The 16,677-nt window shown below is 36.2% G+C and carries 17 protein-coding genes; 9 read left to right on the top strand and 8 right to left on the bottom strand.

Annotation, left to right across the window (positions count from 1 at the left end; all coding sequences use genetic code 11):
- Window positions 1–23: 23 nt before the first annotated feature.
- Both MP477_RS12195 and MP477_RS12190 read right to left on the bottom strand, forming a co-directional pair.
- Window positions 24–1,346 (bottom strand): PDZ domain-containing protein, encoded by a 1,323-nt coding sequence (locus MP477_RS12195; protein ID WP_257190659.1) that lies wholly within the window; start codon window positions 1,344–1,346, stop codon window positions 24–26.
- 114 nt (window positions 1,347–1,460) lie between these two features.
- The gene (locus MP477_RS12190) at window positions 1,461–2,105 is read right to left on the bottom strand and encodes an alpha/beta hydrolase (RefSeq protein WP_230034861.1); all 645 of its coding nucleotides are present in this window, start codon (window positions 2,103–2,105) and stop codon (window positions 1,461–1,463) included.
- A gap of 248 nt (window positions 2,106–2,353) precedes the next feature.
- Between MP477_RS12190 and MP477_RS12185 the strand changes: the two genes are divergently transcribed.
- On the top strand, window positions 2,354–2,773 hold the full coding sequence (locus MP477_RS12185) for a hypothetical protein (RefSeq protein ID WP_230034863.1): 420 nt from the start codon (window positions 2,354–2,356) through the stop codon (window positions 2,771–2,773).
- 53 nt (window positions 2,774–2,826) lie between these two features.
- Here MP477_RS12185 and MP477_RS12180 read toward each other — a convergent pair whose 3' ends face one another.
- A complete protein-coding gene (locus MP477_RS12180; protein ID WP_257190658.1) occupies window positions 2,827–3,459 on the bottom strand; it encodes a response regulator transcription factor in 633 nt (210 codons plus the stop codon).
- The gene (locus tag MP477_RS12175) at window positions 3,449–5,422 is read right to left on the bottom strand and encodes a sensor histidine kinase (protein ID WP_257190657.1); all 1,974 of its coding nucleotides are present in this window, start codon (window positions 5,420–5,422) and stop codon (window positions 3,449–3,451) included. The genes MP477_RS12180 and MP477_RS12175 overlap by 11 nt, the downstream gene beginning before the upstream one ends.
- Before the next feature lie 200 nt (window positions 5,423–5,622).
- Here MP477_RS12175 and MP477_RS12170 point away from each other — a divergent pair, with 200 nt between their 5' ends.
- Window positions 5,623–6,042, top strand: a complete 420-nt coding sequence (locus MP477_RS12170) for a hypothetical protein (RefSeq protein ID WP_257190656.1) — start codon at window positions 5,623–5,625, stop codon at window positions 6,040–6,042.
- Window positions 6,043–6,113: 71 nt separating this feature from the next.
- Here MP477_RS12170 and tyrS read toward each other — a convergent pair whose 3' ends face one another.
- Complete coding sequence (tyrS, locus tag MP477_RS12165) at window positions 6,114–7,409, bottom strand: tyrosine--tRNA ligase (protein ID WP_230034870.1); 1,296 nt, start codon at window positions 7,407–7,409, stop codon at window positions 6,114–6,116.
- A 149-nt stretch (window positions 7,410–7,558) separates the two neighbouring features.
- Between tyrS and MP477_RS12160 the strand changes: the two genes are divergently transcribed.
- The 6 genes from MP477_RS12160 to MP477_RS12135 all read left to right on the top strand — a co-directional run bounded on the left by MP477_RS12160 (window position 7,559) and on the right by MP477_RS12135 (window position 12,801).
- On the top strand, window positions 7,559–8,119 hold the full coding sequence (locus tag MP477_RS12160; RefSeq protein WP_230034872.1) for an RNA polymerase sigma factor: 561 nt from the start codon (window positions 7,559–7,561) through the stop codon (window positions 8,117–8,119).
- Between the two features lie 281 nt (window positions 8,120–8,400).
- Entirely contained in the window at window positions 8,401–10,170 is a 1,770-nt protein-coding gene (locus tag MP477_RS12155; protein ID WP_257190655.1) for an aminopeptidase P family protein, read from the top strand.
- 408 nt (window positions 10,171–10,578) lie between these two features.
- Entirely contained in the window at window positions 10,579–11,145 is a 567-nt protein-coding gene (locus MP477_RS12150) for a Crp/Fnr family transcriptional regulator (RefSeq protein WP_257190654.1), read from the top strand.
- 54 nt (window positions 11,146–11,199) lie between these two features.
- Window positions 11,200–12,006, top strand: a complete 807-nt coding sequence (locus MP477_RS12145) for a saccharopine dehydrogenase (RefSeq protein ID WP_257190653.1) — start codon at window positions 11,200–11,202, stop codon at window positions 12,004–12,006.
- Window positions 11,969–12,226, top strand: coding sequence for a hypothetical protein (locus tag MP477_RS12140; RefSeq protein ID WP_257190652.1), 258 nt, complete (start codon window positions 11,969–11,971; stop codon window positions 12,224–12,226). The genes MP477_RS12145 and MP477_RS12140 overlap by 38 nt, the downstream gene beginning before the upstream one ends.
- Window positions 12,223–12,801, top strand: a complete 579-nt coding sequence (locus tag MP477_RS12135; protein ID WP_257190651.1) for an NAD(P)H-dependent oxidoreductase — start codon at window positions 12,223–12,225, stop codon at window positions 12,799–12,801. The genes MP477_RS12140 and MP477_RS12135 overlap by 4 nt, the downstream gene beginning before the upstream one ends.
- Window positions 12,802–12,877: 76 nt before the next feature.
- Here the strand turns inward: MP477_RS12135 and MP477_RS12130 are convergent, their stop codons facing one another.
- From MP477_RS12130 to MP477_RS12120, 3 genes are all read right to left on the bottom strand, one after another.
- On the bottom strand, window positions 12,878–13,600 hold the full coding sequence (locus tag MP477_RS12130; RefSeq protein ID WP_257190650.1) for an FAD-binding oxidoreductase: 723 nt from the start codon (window positions 13,598–13,600) through the stop codon (window positions 12,878–12,880).
- 82 nt (window positions 13,601–13,682) lie between these two features.
- Window positions 13,683–14,555, bottom strand: coding sequence for an AraC family transcriptional regulator (locus MP477_RS12125; protein WP_257190649.1), 873 nt, complete (start codon window positions 14,553–14,555; stop codon window positions 13,683–13,685).
- A gap of 425 nt (window positions 14,556–14,980) precedes the next feature.
- Window positions 14,981–15,886 carry a type II CAAX endopeptidase family protein gene (locus MP477_RS12120; protein ID WP_257190648.1) on the bottom strand — a complete coding sequence of 302 codons (906 nt, stop codon included), beginning with the start codon at window positions 15,884–15,886 and terminating at the stop codon, window positions 14,981–14,983.
- A 215-nt stretch (window positions 15,887–16,101) separates the two neighbouring features.
- Between MP477_RS12120 and MP477_RS12115 the strand changes: the two genes are divergently transcribed.
- Window positions 16,102–16,665: a helix-turn-helix domain-containing protein gene (locus MP477_RS12115; RefSeq protein ID WP_257190647.1), complete on the top strand. Its 564-nt coding sequence runs from the start codon at window positions 16,102–16,104 to the stop codon at window positions 16,663–16,665.
- The last annotated feature ends 12 nt before the right edge of the window (window positions 16,666–16,677 follow it).

Below are 16,677 nucleotides of genomic sequence, written 5' to 3'. Positions count from 1 at the left end.
GGTGCTTCCCCGGTTTTTATATATTAATCTTGATAAGGTATTGGATCTTCTAAAGTGAAACTTAAGGTTAGGGTTTCATTCTTTCTCTGAACAACAATGGTGATACTTTGCCCTTCGGATGATTTCATAAGCTCTATGATGGCCTCCAGGTTCATATCGGAAGCTTTATTTCTGTTGATGCTGATTACTTTATCATCTTTTTTGAGACCCGCTTTATCGGCTGGGGAATCTTTTCTTACTCCTGAAATTGAAAAGAGAGGCTTCAGAGTAAATTTATATTGAAAAGAATCCCCTTTATAAACCGAATTTGTACTGGTAGTGGATGAATGAGTTTCAATTTGTACTCTTTCATGTCCCCATTCTAACCCATCCTGTCTGAAATCCAGTCCGCTCATATTAAAATGAAAAGGATCATTGAAATTTCGGTTTTTCTTTAAAAATAATTTTTTGTTGGCATAATCAAAAACAATACTAAACCTCCGCATAATTTCTGAACCCACAGAGCCTTTTCTATTATCCACTAAATTAACATGCTGGATAGAAAATTCATCCGGCATAGCAGTCAGTGGTTTTTCAAACCGAAAGTCTCCAAGATAAAAATTATGTATCCTGCTTCTTTTACCATAGATATCTCCATTGAATCCGCGGCCCAGAAAATCTTCAATATTAGGTCTGTTATATACAAAATTTTTGATAAGAGTAGGGAAGAGCCATATCGCATCGCTGTTTCCAAGGTCAATCAAAAGTTTTGAACTATTCTTTTCATTGGTCATCTCTACATCAGCATAAACATAAGGTTTATCTTTTTCAATCGTGATAGGGAATTCATCATATTTTCTTATTTTCTTTTTTAGCAGGTCTGCATTTTCATAGATGGTAATTTTCTTTGCCTGGTAATCTATAGAGATAGGATGATTTTTAAAAAAATGATATCCAATGACTCCATTTACGGGAATTCCTACATGAGATGAAATATTAAACTCTTCATCAAGAATAATATAAAGAGACATCGAGGTATTGATGACTGCATCACCAATGCGGGCTGTGTTACGCTCAGATTTGAATCCATCAATGCTTAGGCTTCCTCCGAGACCTGAAAATTTTATTTTTTCAACGTTTTCGAGCTTAACCTCTTTGTTTTCCAGGCTGAAAAGCAGTGTTTCCGCTACACCCGTATCTACCAGAAAGGTTAATTCTGCTCCATTAATGGTGATAGGAATGAAGATAAGGTTATTGATAAACTTAAAAGGGATAACAGCTTTTTTGGTGTTGATCAGCTCAAATGAGTCCTGGGCATTTATAAAAATGCTAAACAATACACCCAGTAAAAGAAGCTTGAATTTCATTTACTGAATTTAGCGAAATTATCTTGATTGTGAATGAAAAAACATTCCAAAAGCAGGAATGTTTATATAAACTACAATAATGTAGTGTTTATCTTGAAATTATTTCAAATAAGATTATGCGTTTTTTGAATAAAAATCCATAAGGTCCATATAATTTTTTTGATTGACACCGTGTCCGCTCATATACTCCCTGAAAGTAAAATAACAGCTTAGATCATACAACAGGTCGGCAGCTTTTCTTCCCCATTCTAACGGAATGACCGCATCATCTGTTCCATGTGATATGAAAAAACGTAATTTTTCAAGTTTCTTCTTATCTTTTACAATACCATCTAACAGTTTCTCTTCCGGATATGAACTGAGACAGGCAATATTATTAAATAATTCAGGGTGCTTCAACGCCAGGGCATAACATAATATTCCTCCCTGGCTGAAACCACACAAATGAACCTTACTTTCTGTAAGACCATAATGATTGATAATTTTTAATATACTTTCCAATGCACCATCCAATGATTCTTTGGCCTGGTCCACATCAATGAAATTTTCTGGGTTGTTGAAGTCAATATCAAACCATGAATACCCTTCAAATTGGGTATCTCTGGGTGCTCTGAAACTTATGATAAGCCAATCAGCAGGTAATGTTTCTCTGAAACTGAAAAGATCCTGTTCATTGCTGCCATATCCGTGGAGCATAAAAAGAATAGGAGTACTGGCTGTAATATTCTCTGGTTCTCTTACTAGATAATCTAAATTCATACAGCAAATATAATTAATAAATCACATTGTAATCCTACCTTTTATAATTCGTTTGGGCAACTTATCAAAGAATATATTGTATGTGTAATGATTAGCTGGTTGTGCTGTATTATTACGTTTTACAGATTTATTTTAGTTTTTATTGATTTGATATTATTTACAATTTTTTATTGGAAATTTTTCATAAAAGTTATTTTTATATTAATAAAAAACTTATATTTGAAACATTAAAAAATCTATTTGAAGAAATGAAGCAATTTTACAAATCAAAAAGTTTACTTAGACTTTCTTTTTTATTCGTTTTATTATTTTCTGTGATTACCGTTGTAAGTTCTTGTAAAAAAGATGACGATGATGAATTTCAGGATCATGTGGTTCAGTTCGAAGTGAAAACAACTACCGGAGGAGTACTTAAAACTATTGTAACACAGGTGGGTACTAATAAAACCGATATTTTTGATCCAGTAGGAACCTCATGGAAAAGCGAAGAGTTTTTCGTAAATTCCAGTCAGGCACAATTGAATCTGGATGCCAATGCGTTACTTCCCGAAGTGGATTCAGAATTGACCATCAATCTTTGGATAGACGGTGAAATTGTAAGAACCAGCAAAAAGAAAGGAAAAGGAGTTTTAGTAGCTTCTATTGATTACAGCTTCTTAGAATTGTAAATAAAAATATTTAATATATCATTTAAAACCGCTTTTAAAGCGGTTTTTTATTTTCAGATCATATTCTGCTGTACAGCAATATTGATAAGTTCGGTAGAATTTTTTGCCTGAAATTTCTGTAATAGATTTTTACGGTGGGTATCTACAGTAAGAGGGCTCAGAAACAGTTCATTGGCAATCATCATGCTTGTTTTTCCTTCTGCTACCATCTGCAGGATCTGTTTCTCTCTTTTGGTAAGTCTGGGTACAGGATGGTCATGTTGCGACGGTTTACTGATAATCTGTCTGGATTCATTACAGAAAACAATATTTCCTGAGTGGGCTCCCTGTATACAAACCACCAATTCATCAATCGAGGTATTTTTAAGAATATAACCACTGGCACCGTTTTGAAGGGACTGCATAATGATGCTTCTCTCAGAACGGTTACTGAACATAATGACTGAAGTATCGGGGGATATTTTTTTGATTTCCCTGCAGAGCTCCGTCCCATTAGCATCAGGCAGCGTAATGTCTAAAAGGATAATATCAACTTTATGAGATCTTATAAAATCAATAATTTCCGAACCGGAAGTAAAACTTTCTGAAACTGTAAAATGCAGCTGATTGTTCAGCATCATTTTCAATCCTTCAATAACGATAGGATGATCATCTACAATGACAATATTTATTTTTTTATTCTCCATCAATATTGAGTTCTATGTTTATCGTTGTCCCTTGAATATCTGAACTTACCTCCATTTTTCCTCTCAGGTAATTGACCCTGTTTTTTAGATTCAGGAGTCCCATACTTTTACTGGTCTTTTCTATATCTTTTTCAAATCCTTTTCCATTATCCTCAATAGTGATCAAAAAGCTCTTCCCCGATTGTGAACATTGCAGCAAAATATTACTGGCTTCAGCATGTTTAATGGCGTTAGCCAACAGCTCCTGAACAATACGGTAAATATTAAGCTGAATCGTTACTGGCAGATTTTTTTCAATACCAATAGCCTGGAAATCAATCTCGAGGTCTTTTCTGATATAAAACTCACAAAGGTCCTGTAACGCGGTTTCCAACCCAAAATTAAGTAAGGATTCCGGCATTAGGTTTCTTGCCACATGGCGGAGTTCACTCACAGAGCTATCTAATTGTCCCAGAATTCTATAAAACTCCTGATCTTTTTCAGCATCTAAATGGCCGGATGACCACGTGGAGAAATTAATTTTAACGCCGGCAAGCATGCCGCCCAAACCATCATGAAGATCTCTTGCAATACGTTCCCTCTCTCTTTCTTCACCATCCAGAATGGCTTTGGTGAGTGATAGTTCTTCCTTTTGTTTAATATCGTTGATCTTTTGCTCAGATATTTTTTTGTTTTTTCTGAATAAGATAAAAAAGAAAATTAAAAGACTTAACGCTAATGCCAGGATGAGACTCAATCCCCATAAGTAGGAATTTTTCTTATTTACTTCTAATTCTTTTTGTTTTTTTTCAGCGTTTAACGTGGCTATTTTTCTTTCTTTTTCAGCCGTATTAAATTTTGATTCAATCTTATTAATCTCAAGCTTTGTATTTTCGGTATTCAAACTATCACTAAGCCCGGAATATCTTTGTTCCCATACCAGCGCTTCCTTCGCATTTCCCATTTCTTCACTGAGTATGGAGAGCTGCTTATAAATAGTCTTTCGGTTATTAAGGTCAAGGGCAAGTGATTTTTCTGTTAAAATACCTTCCAGTACATTTTTAGCCTCATTGTATTTCTTTAATTTTCTTAGAATATCATATTTGTTGAAATAGAACATTTGTGCCAGCAGATTCTGATTGAATTTTTTCGCATAAAAAATGCCTTTTTCAATCACAGGCAGTGCTTCAGTATTTTTTTGTTTGGTAATGCAATACAGTGTTTTGCTGTAATAATAAAATGCATTGACGGAGGATTCCGGATAAGGGCTGATCAGCTTTTCGGCTTTATCCAAACATTTCTTTGCTTCATCTCCATTAATCTGGTAGCAGAAATTGTTGGCAGCATTGAGATAGGTGAAAAATAGTTCTGAAGAATTCGGATAATTTTTTTCAAGAATTTCTAACGCTTTATTATTATAATTTTCAGCTTTTTTTAATTCGGCATTATACATGAGAACGACGGCAAGTTGTGTATATAGAAACCCGAGACTTCGGCTGTTTTCATATTTTTTAGCCAGCGGAATGCTTTTTTCAAGGATAATCTTAAGCAGGAAAGGGTAGCCCTTCTTATCTTTTTGTGCTACTCCATAGCTGTACCATGCTGAAGATTGAAGGAGATCCGTTTCTTCAGTCCTGAACTTCGATAATCCTTTAATGGCCTGCTGATAAAAAAGAGCTGCTTTTCCCTTATTACGGTCCAGGTAATATTGCGCTTTATAAAAATCATATTTTGCCGAAAGCAAAGGATTGTTTTTGATGAGTGTTTTCCCGTTTTCCAGGTACTTTCTGCTCAGAAGAGAATCAATATTCCTGTAATAATTGGACAGCAGAAAGTAAGCATCGGCTTTTGGAATATGGGAAGTCTGAGTTTTTGTAATGTTTTGCAGACTGTCTAAATAAGGTTGTTCATGAAGAGGAATAATTTGCTGTGACCGTAAACCGAAAGACAGGAATAAGCTTAATAGGATAAGTAATCTCTTCATGATGGAGCAATTCTGTATAATATTTTAAAAAATGCTCAATTTAATTAAAAATTTCAGCAAAAAAAATACCTGAATTTAGGTAGAAAAAATTACTCATTTTTCAGGATTGATAAAGTTTAGCGACTCTAATAGCTTTGCAGTTATCAAATCAATGATCATAGAATATTAAATATAGTAACTAAAATTTAAACAAAAAGATTATGAAAAAAATGAGAATGAGTCAACTGTTGAGAGGTACATTCGTGGTATTATTGGCAACCATGTTCATCGGTTTTGTTTCATCTTGCAATAAAGATGACGACGATGATAATGTTCCTGGAAGTGGGAAAAGCCATAAAGTGGTTTTTAAAGCGATTGCTTCTACAGGAGCTGACATTAATGTAGCGGTATACGGAATAGATGGTAATCCTACAACGGCTTCAAGTCTTAGCGGTACAACCTGGACAAGCCCTGAAGTAACCTCAGAAGCAGGAGCTTATAATGCCAATGTTGCAGTAAATGCCATTGGGGCAGATGCTTCTTCAACGTTGAAAGTTCAAATCTGGGTAGACGGAGAATTAAAAAAAGAAGGTACTTCCAGCGGCCAGTATTTATCGGCTTCTGCAAGCTACACATTTTAAAATCAATTATTTTCGAACGAAAAACGGCGCTGAGATAAAATCTCAGCGCCGTTTTAATAGTATATTCAGCATTAAATTACTTTTACAATAAAGTAGCTTTTTTTACCTTTTTGAAGTAACAGGAATTTACCGTCAATAAGGTCGCTTTCGCTAGCTGCAAAAGTATCATTTACTTTTTGTTTGTTTACAGAAATAGAATTTCCTTTTATTTCTCTCTGTGCTTCACTCTTAGATTTTAAGAACCCTGATTTTTCAGAAAGAAGATCAATGATGTTGATTCCCAATACCTCTGCCTTAGCAACTTCTTTTTGTGGAACACCTTCAAAAACCTCAAGGAAAATTTCTTCATCAAGGCTTACAAGATCCTCAGCGGTAGAACGTCCAAAAAGAATTTCCGAAGCTTTTAATGCCTTTTCATATTCTTCTTTTCCGTGTACCCAAATAGTAACTTCTTCAGCAAGTTTCTTCTGAAGTTTTCTCTCATGGGGAGCTGTTTTGTGTTCTTCAATTAAAGCTTCAATTTCTTCTTTTCCTAAGAATGTGTAGAATTTAATGAATCTTTCAGCATCCGTATCCGTAGCATTCAACCAGAACTGATAGAATTTGTAAGGTGAAGTTTTCTTTTTATCCAGCCAATAGTTTTCTCCACTTTCAGATTTTCCGAATTTAGAACCGTCAGCTTTTGTAATCAAAGGAACGGTTAATGCAAATGCTTCACCCTGCGCCTTTCTACGGATCAGTTCTGTTCCTGTAGTGATATTTCCCCACTGGTCAGAACCTCCCATCTGAAGTTTTACATTATTGTTTTGGTACAGGTGAAGGAAATCATATCCCTGGATCAGCTGATACGTAAACTCAGTAAAGCTCATTCCGTCTGCACCTGCTTCTCCTGAAAATCTTTTCTTTACAGAATCTTTAGCCATCATATAGTTGACCGTGATATTCTTTCCGATATTTTTAGCAAAATCAAGGAACGAAATATTCTTCATCCAATCATAGTTGTTGACTAATTCTGCTTTATTAGGTTCGTTTCCATCAAAATTTAAAAACCTTGAAAGCTGGTTCTTTAAACAGTCAACATAATGTAAAAGCGTCTCTTCATCTAAAAGATTTCTTTCTGCAGATTTTCCTGATGGATCTCCAATCATACCTGTGGCGCCTCCTACAAGAGCAATAGGTTTGTGTCCATGCTGTTGGAAGTGAGCAAGAATTTTTATCTGGATAAGACTTCCGATATGTAAAGAGTCAGCTGTCGGATCAAAACCAATATATGCAGTAGTTACCTCTTTATTCAGTTGTTCATCGGTTCCGGGCATCATATCGGCATAAAGACCACGCCATTTAAGTTCTTCTATAAAGGAATTCATTGATTTTTTCTTTAAAAATTTTACGGGGCAAAGATAGTAAATTCAGAAGTATGAAGGGGCAAAAGGGGAAATTTGCTGATTGATATATTTACCAATTCAGTTTTCCTCTCTCTTTGAATTTTCATCCAAATATGCTATATTTGTTAGTAATGAACGACGAACAGCTATTTCTGCTCATTCAAAAAGCCAAGGACAAGGACCAAAAGGCTCAGACTAAACTCATTAATGTTTTTTGGGTGGATGTTTTCTCTTTTGTGATGAAAAAAGTAAAAGATGAAAATGATGCTGACGAAATTACCGTGAACGTCTTTTCCAAAGTCTTGTCGAAGCTGGATATGTTTGATCCTCATTTCCAGTTTAAAACCTGGGTGCTTACCATAGCACAGAATACGGTCATTGACTTTTGGAGAAAAAGAAGCCGTGAAAATGAGGATGCCGTTGAAAACCTTGATGAGGTTAAAAATCAATATGCGAAATCTCCTGAAGAACTGATGATTTCCAATGAAGAGCAGAAAAAGATTATTAAGACTATAGAATCTTTAGATGCCAACTACCAGGATATTATCAAGCTGAGATTCTTTGAAGAGAAAAGCATCAAAGAAATTGCGGAAGAACTTGGCATTTCTGTTGCCAATACCAAAGTGAGGGTGATGCGTGCCAAGAAAGTATTGGCCGAGCTGCTTAAAAATAATGAGTTTGACGACAACTAAACGCTATCTGTCTTTTTAAGAATAAGTAAATTAAATATTTCAATTATAAATTACCCATTCCTGAACTCGGAGTGGGTTTATTGTGATAAAATATAGTGAGAAACTCCTCCAGAAGACTTAATTCATTGAAAAGGCTTATGGTATATTATAAGATTCAATATGTAATGGCTGTTTATTGGGAAATTAAGTAATAATAACAGATTATTACGGAAAATAGACGGTGGAATTGATCCTTCGGGTTCTATTTTTTCGTAACTTTCGGTGTTTTAAAAATGAAAAGAATGACTTCAAAGGAAAAAGTTGCTGCGCTTCGTGAAGAAATGCAGAAAAATAATGTTGATGCATTTATAGTATATTCTGCAGATCCCCATATGAGCGAGTATCTGCCCGAAGAATGGCAGGAGAGAGCCTGGTTGTCAGGATTTCTTGGTTCTGCCGGTTTTGTGGTAGTAACCAAAGATAAAGCGGGACTGTGGACAGACGGAAGATATTTTACACAAGCTGTGGATGAACTGGAAGGCTCGGGAATCGAACTTTTTAAAGACGGAATAGAAGGAACTCCCCATTATATGGATTGGATTATTTCGGAAATTCCTGCAGGAGGTAAAGTGGCCGTCAATGCTTTAGCAGCTTCTCATGCTAACTGGGAACTACTTTCTCAAAAATTTAATTCAAAAAATATTGTACTGGCTGATATTCCTCTTTTAAAAGAAGTTTGGAAAGAAAGAGGTACACCTTCAAAAAATCCAATCTTTGTACATCCTGTAGAAAGAGCAGGTCAGTCTGTAGCGGATAAAATTTCTGCTATCCGTCAGAAAATGGAGGATCAGGATGCAACTGTTCACATTATTTCAAGTTTGGATGATGTAGCATGGACTTTAAACCTTAGAGGAAGTGATGTACAGAGTAATCCTGTATTTTTAGGATATGTTGTGATCACTAAAAATGATGCAGTTTTATTCACAGACCTTGATAAAATGGAGGTTGCTGCCAGAAAGCAAATGGATGACTCTTTTGTGAAAATGATGCCTTATGAAGAGTTATATAATTATCTGAAAGCATTCAAAAATGAAAAAATACTGGTTTCTCCAAACACAAACCAACAGATTTTTGAAATTTTAAAAGCAGATAACCAGTTTATTAAAGCTCCCGTTCCCGGAAATCTGATGAAGGCTCAAAAAAATGAAACTGAGCTGGAAGGTTTCAGAAAAGTAATGGCGAGAGATGGAGTCGCTATGGTGAAATTCCTTTACTGGCTGACCCATAATGCAGGAAAAGAAGCCATGAACGAATATTCTATCGGTGAAAAGCTGAGAGGCTTCCGTGCAGAAGGAGAGAATTTTGTGGGCGAAAGCTTCGGTTCCATTATAGGGTATAAAGGTAATGGTGCTATCATTCACTATTCTGCAAAGAAAGAAGGAAGCAAAGAAGTGACTAATGATGCAAGTATCCTGGTAGATTCAGGAGGACAGTATCTTGAAGGCACTACAGATATTACAAGAACTTTTGCTTTGGGAACTGTTTCCGAAGATTTCAAAAGAAATTCAACATTAGTATTACAGGGGCTGATCCGTTTATCCATGGTAAAATTCCCGAAAGGAACTAAAGGTGTACACCTTGATGCTATTGCCAGACTTCCGTTATGGATGGATGGTAAAGACTACAACCACGGAACAGGACACGGTGTGGGAAGTTTTATGAATGTTCATGAAGGACCGCAAAGTATCAGAAAAGATCTGAATCCACAGGATCTTCTTCCGGGAATGGTATGTTCCAACGAACCTGGATATTATCTTGAAGGAGAATACGGGATTCGCCATGAGAATCTGATTGCCGTAAAAGAAGCAGAAACAACAATTCACGGGACTTTCTATGAATTTGAAACACTGACATTCTGCCCATTCTTTAAAGATACCATAGTGAAAGAAATTCTTTCAGAAAGTGAAATTGCATGGTTAAATGGTTATCATAAAACTTGTGAAGAAAAGATTGCTCCTTATTTAGAAGGAGAAGTTAAAGAATGGTTCCTGCAGTTGGTGAGCCCTCTTTAGAAATTTTGTGTTGATAAGGGATAGCCTTCAGCACAGCATTTAGCGTTAACAGAATAATTGTTAGATACATTTAAAGTCCTGTAATTTTGTTACAGGGCTTTTTTCTTTTATACAACCGTATTTTTACGGATAAAACTTTAGTGATTCCCCTGATACAGGGCAGCGAAGAGCTGCCTATATTTGCATCAACACAAACATCATATCTTCATATACATAACTCAATCAGTTTTTAAACGGTAGTAAAATCATTCCATCCTGGGATGGTTTTACTTTTTTGTAAAATATGACGATTCATAATGGGAGTTCATTTTATTTTTCTTTATAGTTTGTAGTCCGGTAATTTTATTTTCATCCTGTTTTTATTTATTTTCGCTGTATTCAAGTGGGAGTGGCAATAATTTAAAAACTATGATACAGGATTATTTTCGAATGTTTAATATATTTTCAGAAAATGAAATTGAAGAGGTATTACATCTTTTTGAAACAAGAAAATTAGAAAAGAACGATTGTTTTGTACAGGAAGGTGATCCATGTAAAGAAATAGCATTCATAGAATCCGGAATTTTCCGTTCGTATTATATTTCTGATCAGGGAAAAGATACCACTTACTGTTTCAGGTTTCCCAATGACCTGATGGCTTCCTATTCCTCATTTATTTCAGGAGCTCCAAGTATGGAAACCATGCAGGCTATTTCCAATGCTGATCTGCTTATTTTGAGAAAAGATAAAATAGAAGAACTGGTTCGTAACAATTCCAATTGGACATTATTTTTAAAAGCAATAGCCGAGCAGGAATATATGGAGCTTGAAAGAAGATTCTTTCAGCTACAACGTAATAATGCTGCCCAGCGGTATGCTGATTTACTTAAAAACCAACCGGACTATATCCAGAATATTCCGCTGCAGTTCCTTGCTTCTTATCTTGGCATTACCCAACGGCATTTAAGCCGTATCCGAAAGGAGATTTCTTTTTAGACATTTGTCCTGTTTATTGATTCGGAAGCTCTATAATTTTGTAAAAAAAAATAGATGGAGCATAATATTCTGATTATCGGTGGAACCGGATTGGTAGGCAAGACAATTGCCCGTATTTTAGAAAAAAGAAATCCTCATTTCAACATTTTTATTGGAGGACGTAAAGGAGGAAAAACTGATAAAGATTTAAAGATTGATGTCACAGATCCTGGTTCTTTTAAAGTTATTTCTGAGAAAAAAATTAACCTTATCATTCTTTCTGTGAATGATAAAACGGATCAGGTTCTCCGGTTTGCCATTGACAATAGTATTGATTATTTAGATATCACCAAACCTACTCCTGATCTGGTAAAAGCATATGATGTGGCAAAGAGTAGTAAAGTCAATAGCAGGATTGTATTCAGTTCAGGATGGATGGGAGGAATTGTCCCGGGATTGGCAAATACACTTTCAGATGGCACGGAAGATATCCGGGAGATCAAACTTTTTGTCTATTACTCTGTTAAGGACCTGGCCGGAGAAAGCTCTGCTCATTTTATGGCAGAAAATGTAGCGGTTCCTTTCAGCCACTATAAAAATGATAAACCTGTTTCTATCAGACATTTTTTAAATACTGAGGTTTTTGATTTTTCCTTTGGAATAGGAAAGCGGAGTGCTTATAATTTTGATGTTCCGGATCTTTATATTTTAAACCGGGTAGAAAGAGTTCCTGATGTCAGTGTAAAAATGACTTACAATTCAAAATTTATTACCTGGCTGCTTGGTTCTTTTCAGTACCTGAGAATTTTCAGTATCTTATCTTTAAAAGAAAGAAAGATGATCTTTGGATCCAGTGGAAATGGAGACCAGTCTGTTTTTTGAAATTGTGGTAAAATACAAGGGAAAGTACAGGAAATTAAGCTTGCAGAGTACAAAAGGACAAGCCGAACTGACTGCCTTATCAGCGGTTCTGCATACGGAAGAGCTCTTGAGAAACCCTCATGAAAATAAGGTTTATTTTGGACATCAGCTGCATGAACCCTTATCATTATTAGCTCAGCTTAATGCCTATGAAACCATTACTATAAACGTAACGCAATGAAAAAAATAGCCATTATCAACGGGCACCCGAATAAAGATTCGTTCAATTTTGGAATTGCTGAAGCGTACAGAAACGGAGCAAAAGAATCAGGGGCAGAAATACAGGATATTACAATTGCCGATCTCCATTTTAATCCTAACCTGCAATTCGGATATCAAAAAAGAATGGAGCTGGAGCCGGATTTACTTAAAGCCTGGGAAACCATCCAATGGGCAGATCATCTGGTATGGATACATCCTGTTTGGTGGGGTGGCCTTCCCGCCATAACAAAAGGCTTTATAGATCGGCTTTTCTTACCCGGAATGGCTTTTAAATATAGGGAAAACTCTGTATGGTGGGATCGGTTTCTGAAAGGAAAAACAGGACATATTATTACAACCATAGATCAGCCGGGCTGGTATTACCGTTTGTTTTTCGGTAGGCCCAGCGTTAACCAGCTTAAAAGGTCTACTCTGGAATTCTGTGGTGTGAAGCCGGTAAAGGTGACTTATGTTGGAGTAATCAGGGGATCCAGGGAAGAACAACGGCACCAATGGCTGAAAAAGGTAAGAGCTCTCGGGAAAAGGCTGAAATAGAACCGTGCTGTTCCAATATTTTAATTTTATCTGACAATTATAGACTCTAATTGTCAGATAAAATTTTGAGCAGGACTTATAATCCTTTCTTTCCTTCTATCCAATATGCCTGTGACCTGATGCATCTTGGAAGTACTCCTTTTGATTTTAGGAATTTTCTGATGAGTGTCATTGTATTCCCGTTTCCTGTTAAATAGAAAATAACATTATCATTATAGATAGCCTTTTTTTCTTCCCTTAAAAAATCAGTTAAGGATTCAATAATGACCATGATATTATTCTTTGGAGCATGGTAACCATATAAACTCAGGGTTTTCAGCGCTGAAGGATCTGCCAGTTCATGGAGGCAGCCAAATAAAAGGTTATTTTCTTCTGCAGCTTCCTTAATGGCAAGAGAACTTCCCAGGGATGTTTCATCACCAATTGAGAAATGCATTATCGCATCGGGATCAAAAAAGCGTTTTCCTCTGGGGATTAAAATTTTTATTGAATCTCCTGTTGAAAGTTTACTTATGAAATTACTTCCCACAGCTGCTGTATCATGAATATGAAAGAGAATGTCAAATGTACCGGCCTCTCTGTTGAAATTAAAAGGTGAGTAGTTACGGAAATCCCTGTCGTTTACCCTTATTCCTATGGCATAGGCCGGTTCGTAATGAACATCCTGCAAATCTGTGGCAAAGCGTATACAGTGAAGCTCATCAGTAACTTTCTTTTTATCGATAACAGTACAGTCTTTAAACTTTGAAGACCATACATTTTCTACAGTATCATTGATCCATTTTGGTAAGCTTGGCATAAATAATTTTTATAGCAAAGGAAGCTGTAAAATTAAAATATAGCGATAGCTGTTTCAGGGAATTAGATGGATTATTCGTGGGTTACTTTCCGTTTTTATTTTTATCCCGAAATTCTGACGGAGGCTGGCCTGCCAGTTTTGAAAATAAACGGCTAAAATAGGTATGATCATTATATCCCAACTCATAGGCAATTTCCTTTATCGTAAGATGGGTAAAAGCTAATAATCTTTTTGCTTCTATGATAATTTCCTGATGGATCCAGTATTGTGCGGGCTTTCCGGTCACTTCCCGGATAACTTCAGTGAGATATCCTCTTGAAATATTCAAAAGCTCAGCATATTCTGATGGACTTTTCGTGGTTTTAAAATTTTCCCTTACTCTAATTCTGAAAGCTCTTGCCAGCTGTAAAGAACGGTTTTCACCGGATGCTTCAGAGGCTGTTTCACGGGAATATATAAAAGCAAACATGCCCACAAAAGCATTCAATAAAGATTGAATAATCAAAAGCCCTTCTTTAGAGGTAAATGTTTCTTCAGTAAAAGAAGCCTCAAGCATAGCGGCAGATGTATTTATTTTTTCCATCCAGTTTTTATCAATTATAATGGGTTTCACTTCTTCCAGAGATTCTTCAAAAACAGCCCGTACGGTATCCGGAACCCAATCTGCCTTTACGGCTACAAACCAACCGTTTACATCTTTCATTAAGAGTCCCTGATGTACCTGATTAGGTAGCATACAAAAAATGGATGTATCCTGAGATTCTATAATTTTAAAATCAACCATCATTTTTACATGGCCGCTTTCCATACAGGTGAAAATATAATGGCTGTCACGGTGGATTCCTTTATCCAAAAGAAGATTTTCCGAATGGAGATAATGCTTATCCATTCTTTTAATAAGAAAATGGTGCTCAGAAATATCGCTTAAATCATAGGTAGGAATAGTATGCCTCATCTTTAGAAAGTGGATACACAAAGCTACAATATATCTTTCTTATCATATAGAAATTATTACTGTAAAAAGTTTAGCAATTAATCACATGAGCTAAACTGCAGAAAATTATTCTACTCCACGAACTCCATTTACTGTTGATAGGATGTAATGTCTGCCTTGCTACAGCGAAAAACAGAAACTGAAATCGTGGTGCTTTCCAGCTTTTATCGCCGTTCCTTTATGGGGCAGATGCTGAAAATGGGTGCTACGTGTACTTTTATTTTCAATCCGTTTAAACTTAAAATAAACTAAAGTGTTTATAGCATTTCACTCAGCTTTTGTGACTCAATTTTTAATTAGTTTAAACAGGCTTATCTATAAAGAATAATAAATTTTAAAAAAGAACAGAGCGTTATAATCATATAGCACTCTGTTTTTTATGCTAATTATGGATTGGCGGTAAGGAGATTGGAATCTTCAATTTTCTGTTCCGGCAACTCCTTTCGTTTTCTCCAGAAGAAGTATGCTACGATAGCTGTAGCGATGGGAAGAGCAATACCAAACTCGTCGATATAATAATTGGTATGTCCTTTGTCTACCGTAAGAGGTGTGAAAATAGCCTGGATAAAAAGATTATGGCTGGCATGTAAAATAGCCGCTGTCCAAAGGCTTCCGGATTTTAAGCGCAGCCAGGTGAAGATAAAACAGCATGCAAATATCATAACTGTAAAGCAGGTTAATGCAAGCCATTTGGGTCCGCCCGTGTTGTAATTGGAAAAAAGAAGAAGAGGATAATGATAAAGTGACCAGATCACTCCCATCCATAAGGAAGTTGCTGTATAGGAGTTTATTTTCGCCAGTTGTGGCGTAAGAAGTCCCCTCCAGCCAATTTCTTCACCCAGGGCAGAACCAACAGAACGTACCATTCCAAAACTGCTCATCAGGAGGATATACAGGATAATGGTTACTCCATCAGGAAGGTTCCAGCCCATCCCTTTTCCTGTTTCAGCCACAAATTCATGATTATAAAAACCTCCAGCACCACTTATCCAGATGATAAGGTAGGGGATAAGTGAATACAGCAGGGGAATACAATACGCTATCAGCTGATATTTGGTGAGACCCCATTTCCAGCCCAGGGAAGCAATAGGGATTTTTCTGATGCGACAGGTCAGCAGGGCTGCAATTGCAGGGCACCACATAACAATGGTTGCATAAGATATAGCTCCGCCTCCTAATTTTCCGGTAACAATACACATATAATAAACAGGCAGGCAAAACAGCAGGGTGAGCCCCAGATAAGTGGCGATATTTTTCCTGATATCCAATGGAGAGGCTGAAGTGTTTTCCATAAACAGATTGGTGTTTCGGGTTATATTAAATAATGTTTTATTGATTATCAATAAGATGTGATAAATATTTTTATTAAAATTACATTTATTTATAATACGATGGCCCATTTTATAGGAATTACTTTCCTGTTATAGTGCTTCAGCCTTTACTACTGAAAAATATGTAAATTAGCCTGCGAAAAATAATGAACATCTCTTTATAGAATAATCATACTATGTCCAAATTAAAAGCCGTAAGAGAGCAGAAAAACCTGACCCAGGAAGAATTATCAGAGAAGTCAAAAATTTCTGTACGGACGATCCAGCGGATAGAAGCGGGTACAGAGCCTAAAGGACATACACTCAGAGCGCTGGCACAAACCTTGGATATAGAAGAAAGCCTATTGCAGAATGCTGTCACAGTAAGTACTGATGAAGAAATCACAGAGAGTATTGAAGAATCACCGGAAATAAACTATTCTCTGATCAAAATGATCAATCTCTCTTCACTTTTATTTGTTGTGCTGCCACCCCTTAATATTTTGGTTCCCCTGCTGCTGATGCTTACAATGAAGCAGAAAAACAGTTTTGCGAGACAGATCATTTCGGTTCAGATGTTGTGGACGGCAATGGCCCCTATTGTATTTATGTTGGGAATCTTTCTAAAGCTCGGACGCCCTTTTACCCTGATCCTCATGATCCTGATTGTACTGTCTAATGTATTTATTATTCTCCGTAACGCAGCAGAAATTGACCGGAATAAAGAATTGTATTTCAGATTGAATTTCAGTATGATATAAAACTGTCAGGGC

The sequence above is a fragment of the Chryseobacterium sp. WG23 genome (assembly GCF_024586575.1).
Taxonomy (GTDB): Bacteria; Bacteroidota; Bacteroidia; order Flavobacteriales; family Weeksellaceae; genus Chryseobacterium.
Note: the sequence above shows the minus strand (reverse complement) of the source record. Positions and strands in the feature narration are given on the sequence as shown.

What these genes read in the sequence shown, in the direction of transcription:
- MP477_RS12195 (WP_257190659.1), bottom strand. Translation starts at nt 1,346, where the DNA reads ATGAAATTCAAGCTTCTTTTACTGGGTGTATTGTTTAGCATTTTTATA.
- MP477_RS12190 (WP_230034861.1), bottom strand. Translation starts at nt 2,105, where the DNA reads ATGAATTTAGATTATCTAGTAAGAGAACCAGAGAATATTACAGCCAGT.
- MP477_RS12185 (WP_230034863.1), top strand. Translation starts at nt 2,354, where the DNA reads ATGAAGCAATTTTACAAATCAAAAAGTTTACTTAGACTTTCTTTTTTA.
- MP477_RS12180 (WP_257190658.1), bottom strand. Translation starts at nt 3,459, where the DNA reads ATGGAGAATAAAAAAATAAATATTGTCATTGTAGATGATCATCCTATC.
- MP477_RS12175 (WP_257190657.1), bottom strand. Translation starts at nt 5,422, where the DNA reads ATGAAGAGATTACTTATCCTATTAAGCTTATTCCTGTCTTTCGGTTTA.
- MP477_RS12170 (WP_257190656.1), top strand. Translation starts at nt 5,623, where the DNA reads ATGAAAAAAATGAGAATGAGTCAACTGTTGAGAGGTACATTCGTGGTA.
- tyrS (WP_230034870.1), bottom strand. Translation starts at nt 7,409, where the DNA reads ATGAATTCCTTTATAGAAGAACTTAAATGGCGTGGTCTTTATGCCGAT.
- MP477_RS12160 (WP_230034872.1), top strand. Translation starts at nt 7,559, where the DNA reads ATGAACGACGAACAGCTATTTCTGCTCATTCAAAAAGCCAAGGACAAG.
- MP477_RS12155 (WP_257190655.1), top strand. Translation starts at nt 8,401, where the DNA reads ATGACTTCAAAGGAAAAAGTTGCTGCGCTTCGTGAAGAAATGCAGAAA.
- MP477_RS12150 (WP_257190654.1), top strand. Translation starts at nt 10,579, where the DNA reads ATGATACAGGATTATTTTCGAATGTTTAATATATTTTCAGAAAATGAA.
- MP477_RS12145 (WP_257190653.1), top strand. Translation starts at nt 11,200, where the DNA reads ATGGAGCATAATATTCTGATTATCGGTGGAACCGGATTGGTAGGCAAG.
- MP477_RS12135 (WP_257190651.1), top strand. Translation starts at nt 12,223, where the DNA reads ATGAAAAAAATAGCCATTATCAACGGGCACCCGAATAAAGATTCGTTC.
- MP477_RS12130 (WP_257190650.1), bottom strand. Translation starts at nt 13,600, where the DNA reads ATGCCAAGCTTACCAAAATGGATCAATGATACTGTAGAAAATGTATGG.
- MP477_RS12125 (WP_257190649.1), bottom strand. Translation starts at nt 14,555, where the DNA reads ATGAGGCATACTATTCCTACCTATGATTTAAGCGATATTTCTGAGCAC.
- MP477_RS12120 (WP_257190648.1), bottom strand. Translation starts at nt 15,886, where the DNA reads ATGGAAAACACTTCAGCCTCTCCATTGGATATCAGGAAAAATATCGCC.
- MP477_RS12115 (WP_257190647.1), top strand. Translation starts at nt 16,102, where the DNA reads ATGTCCAAATTAAAAGCCGTAAGAGAGCAGAAAAACCTGACCCAGGAA.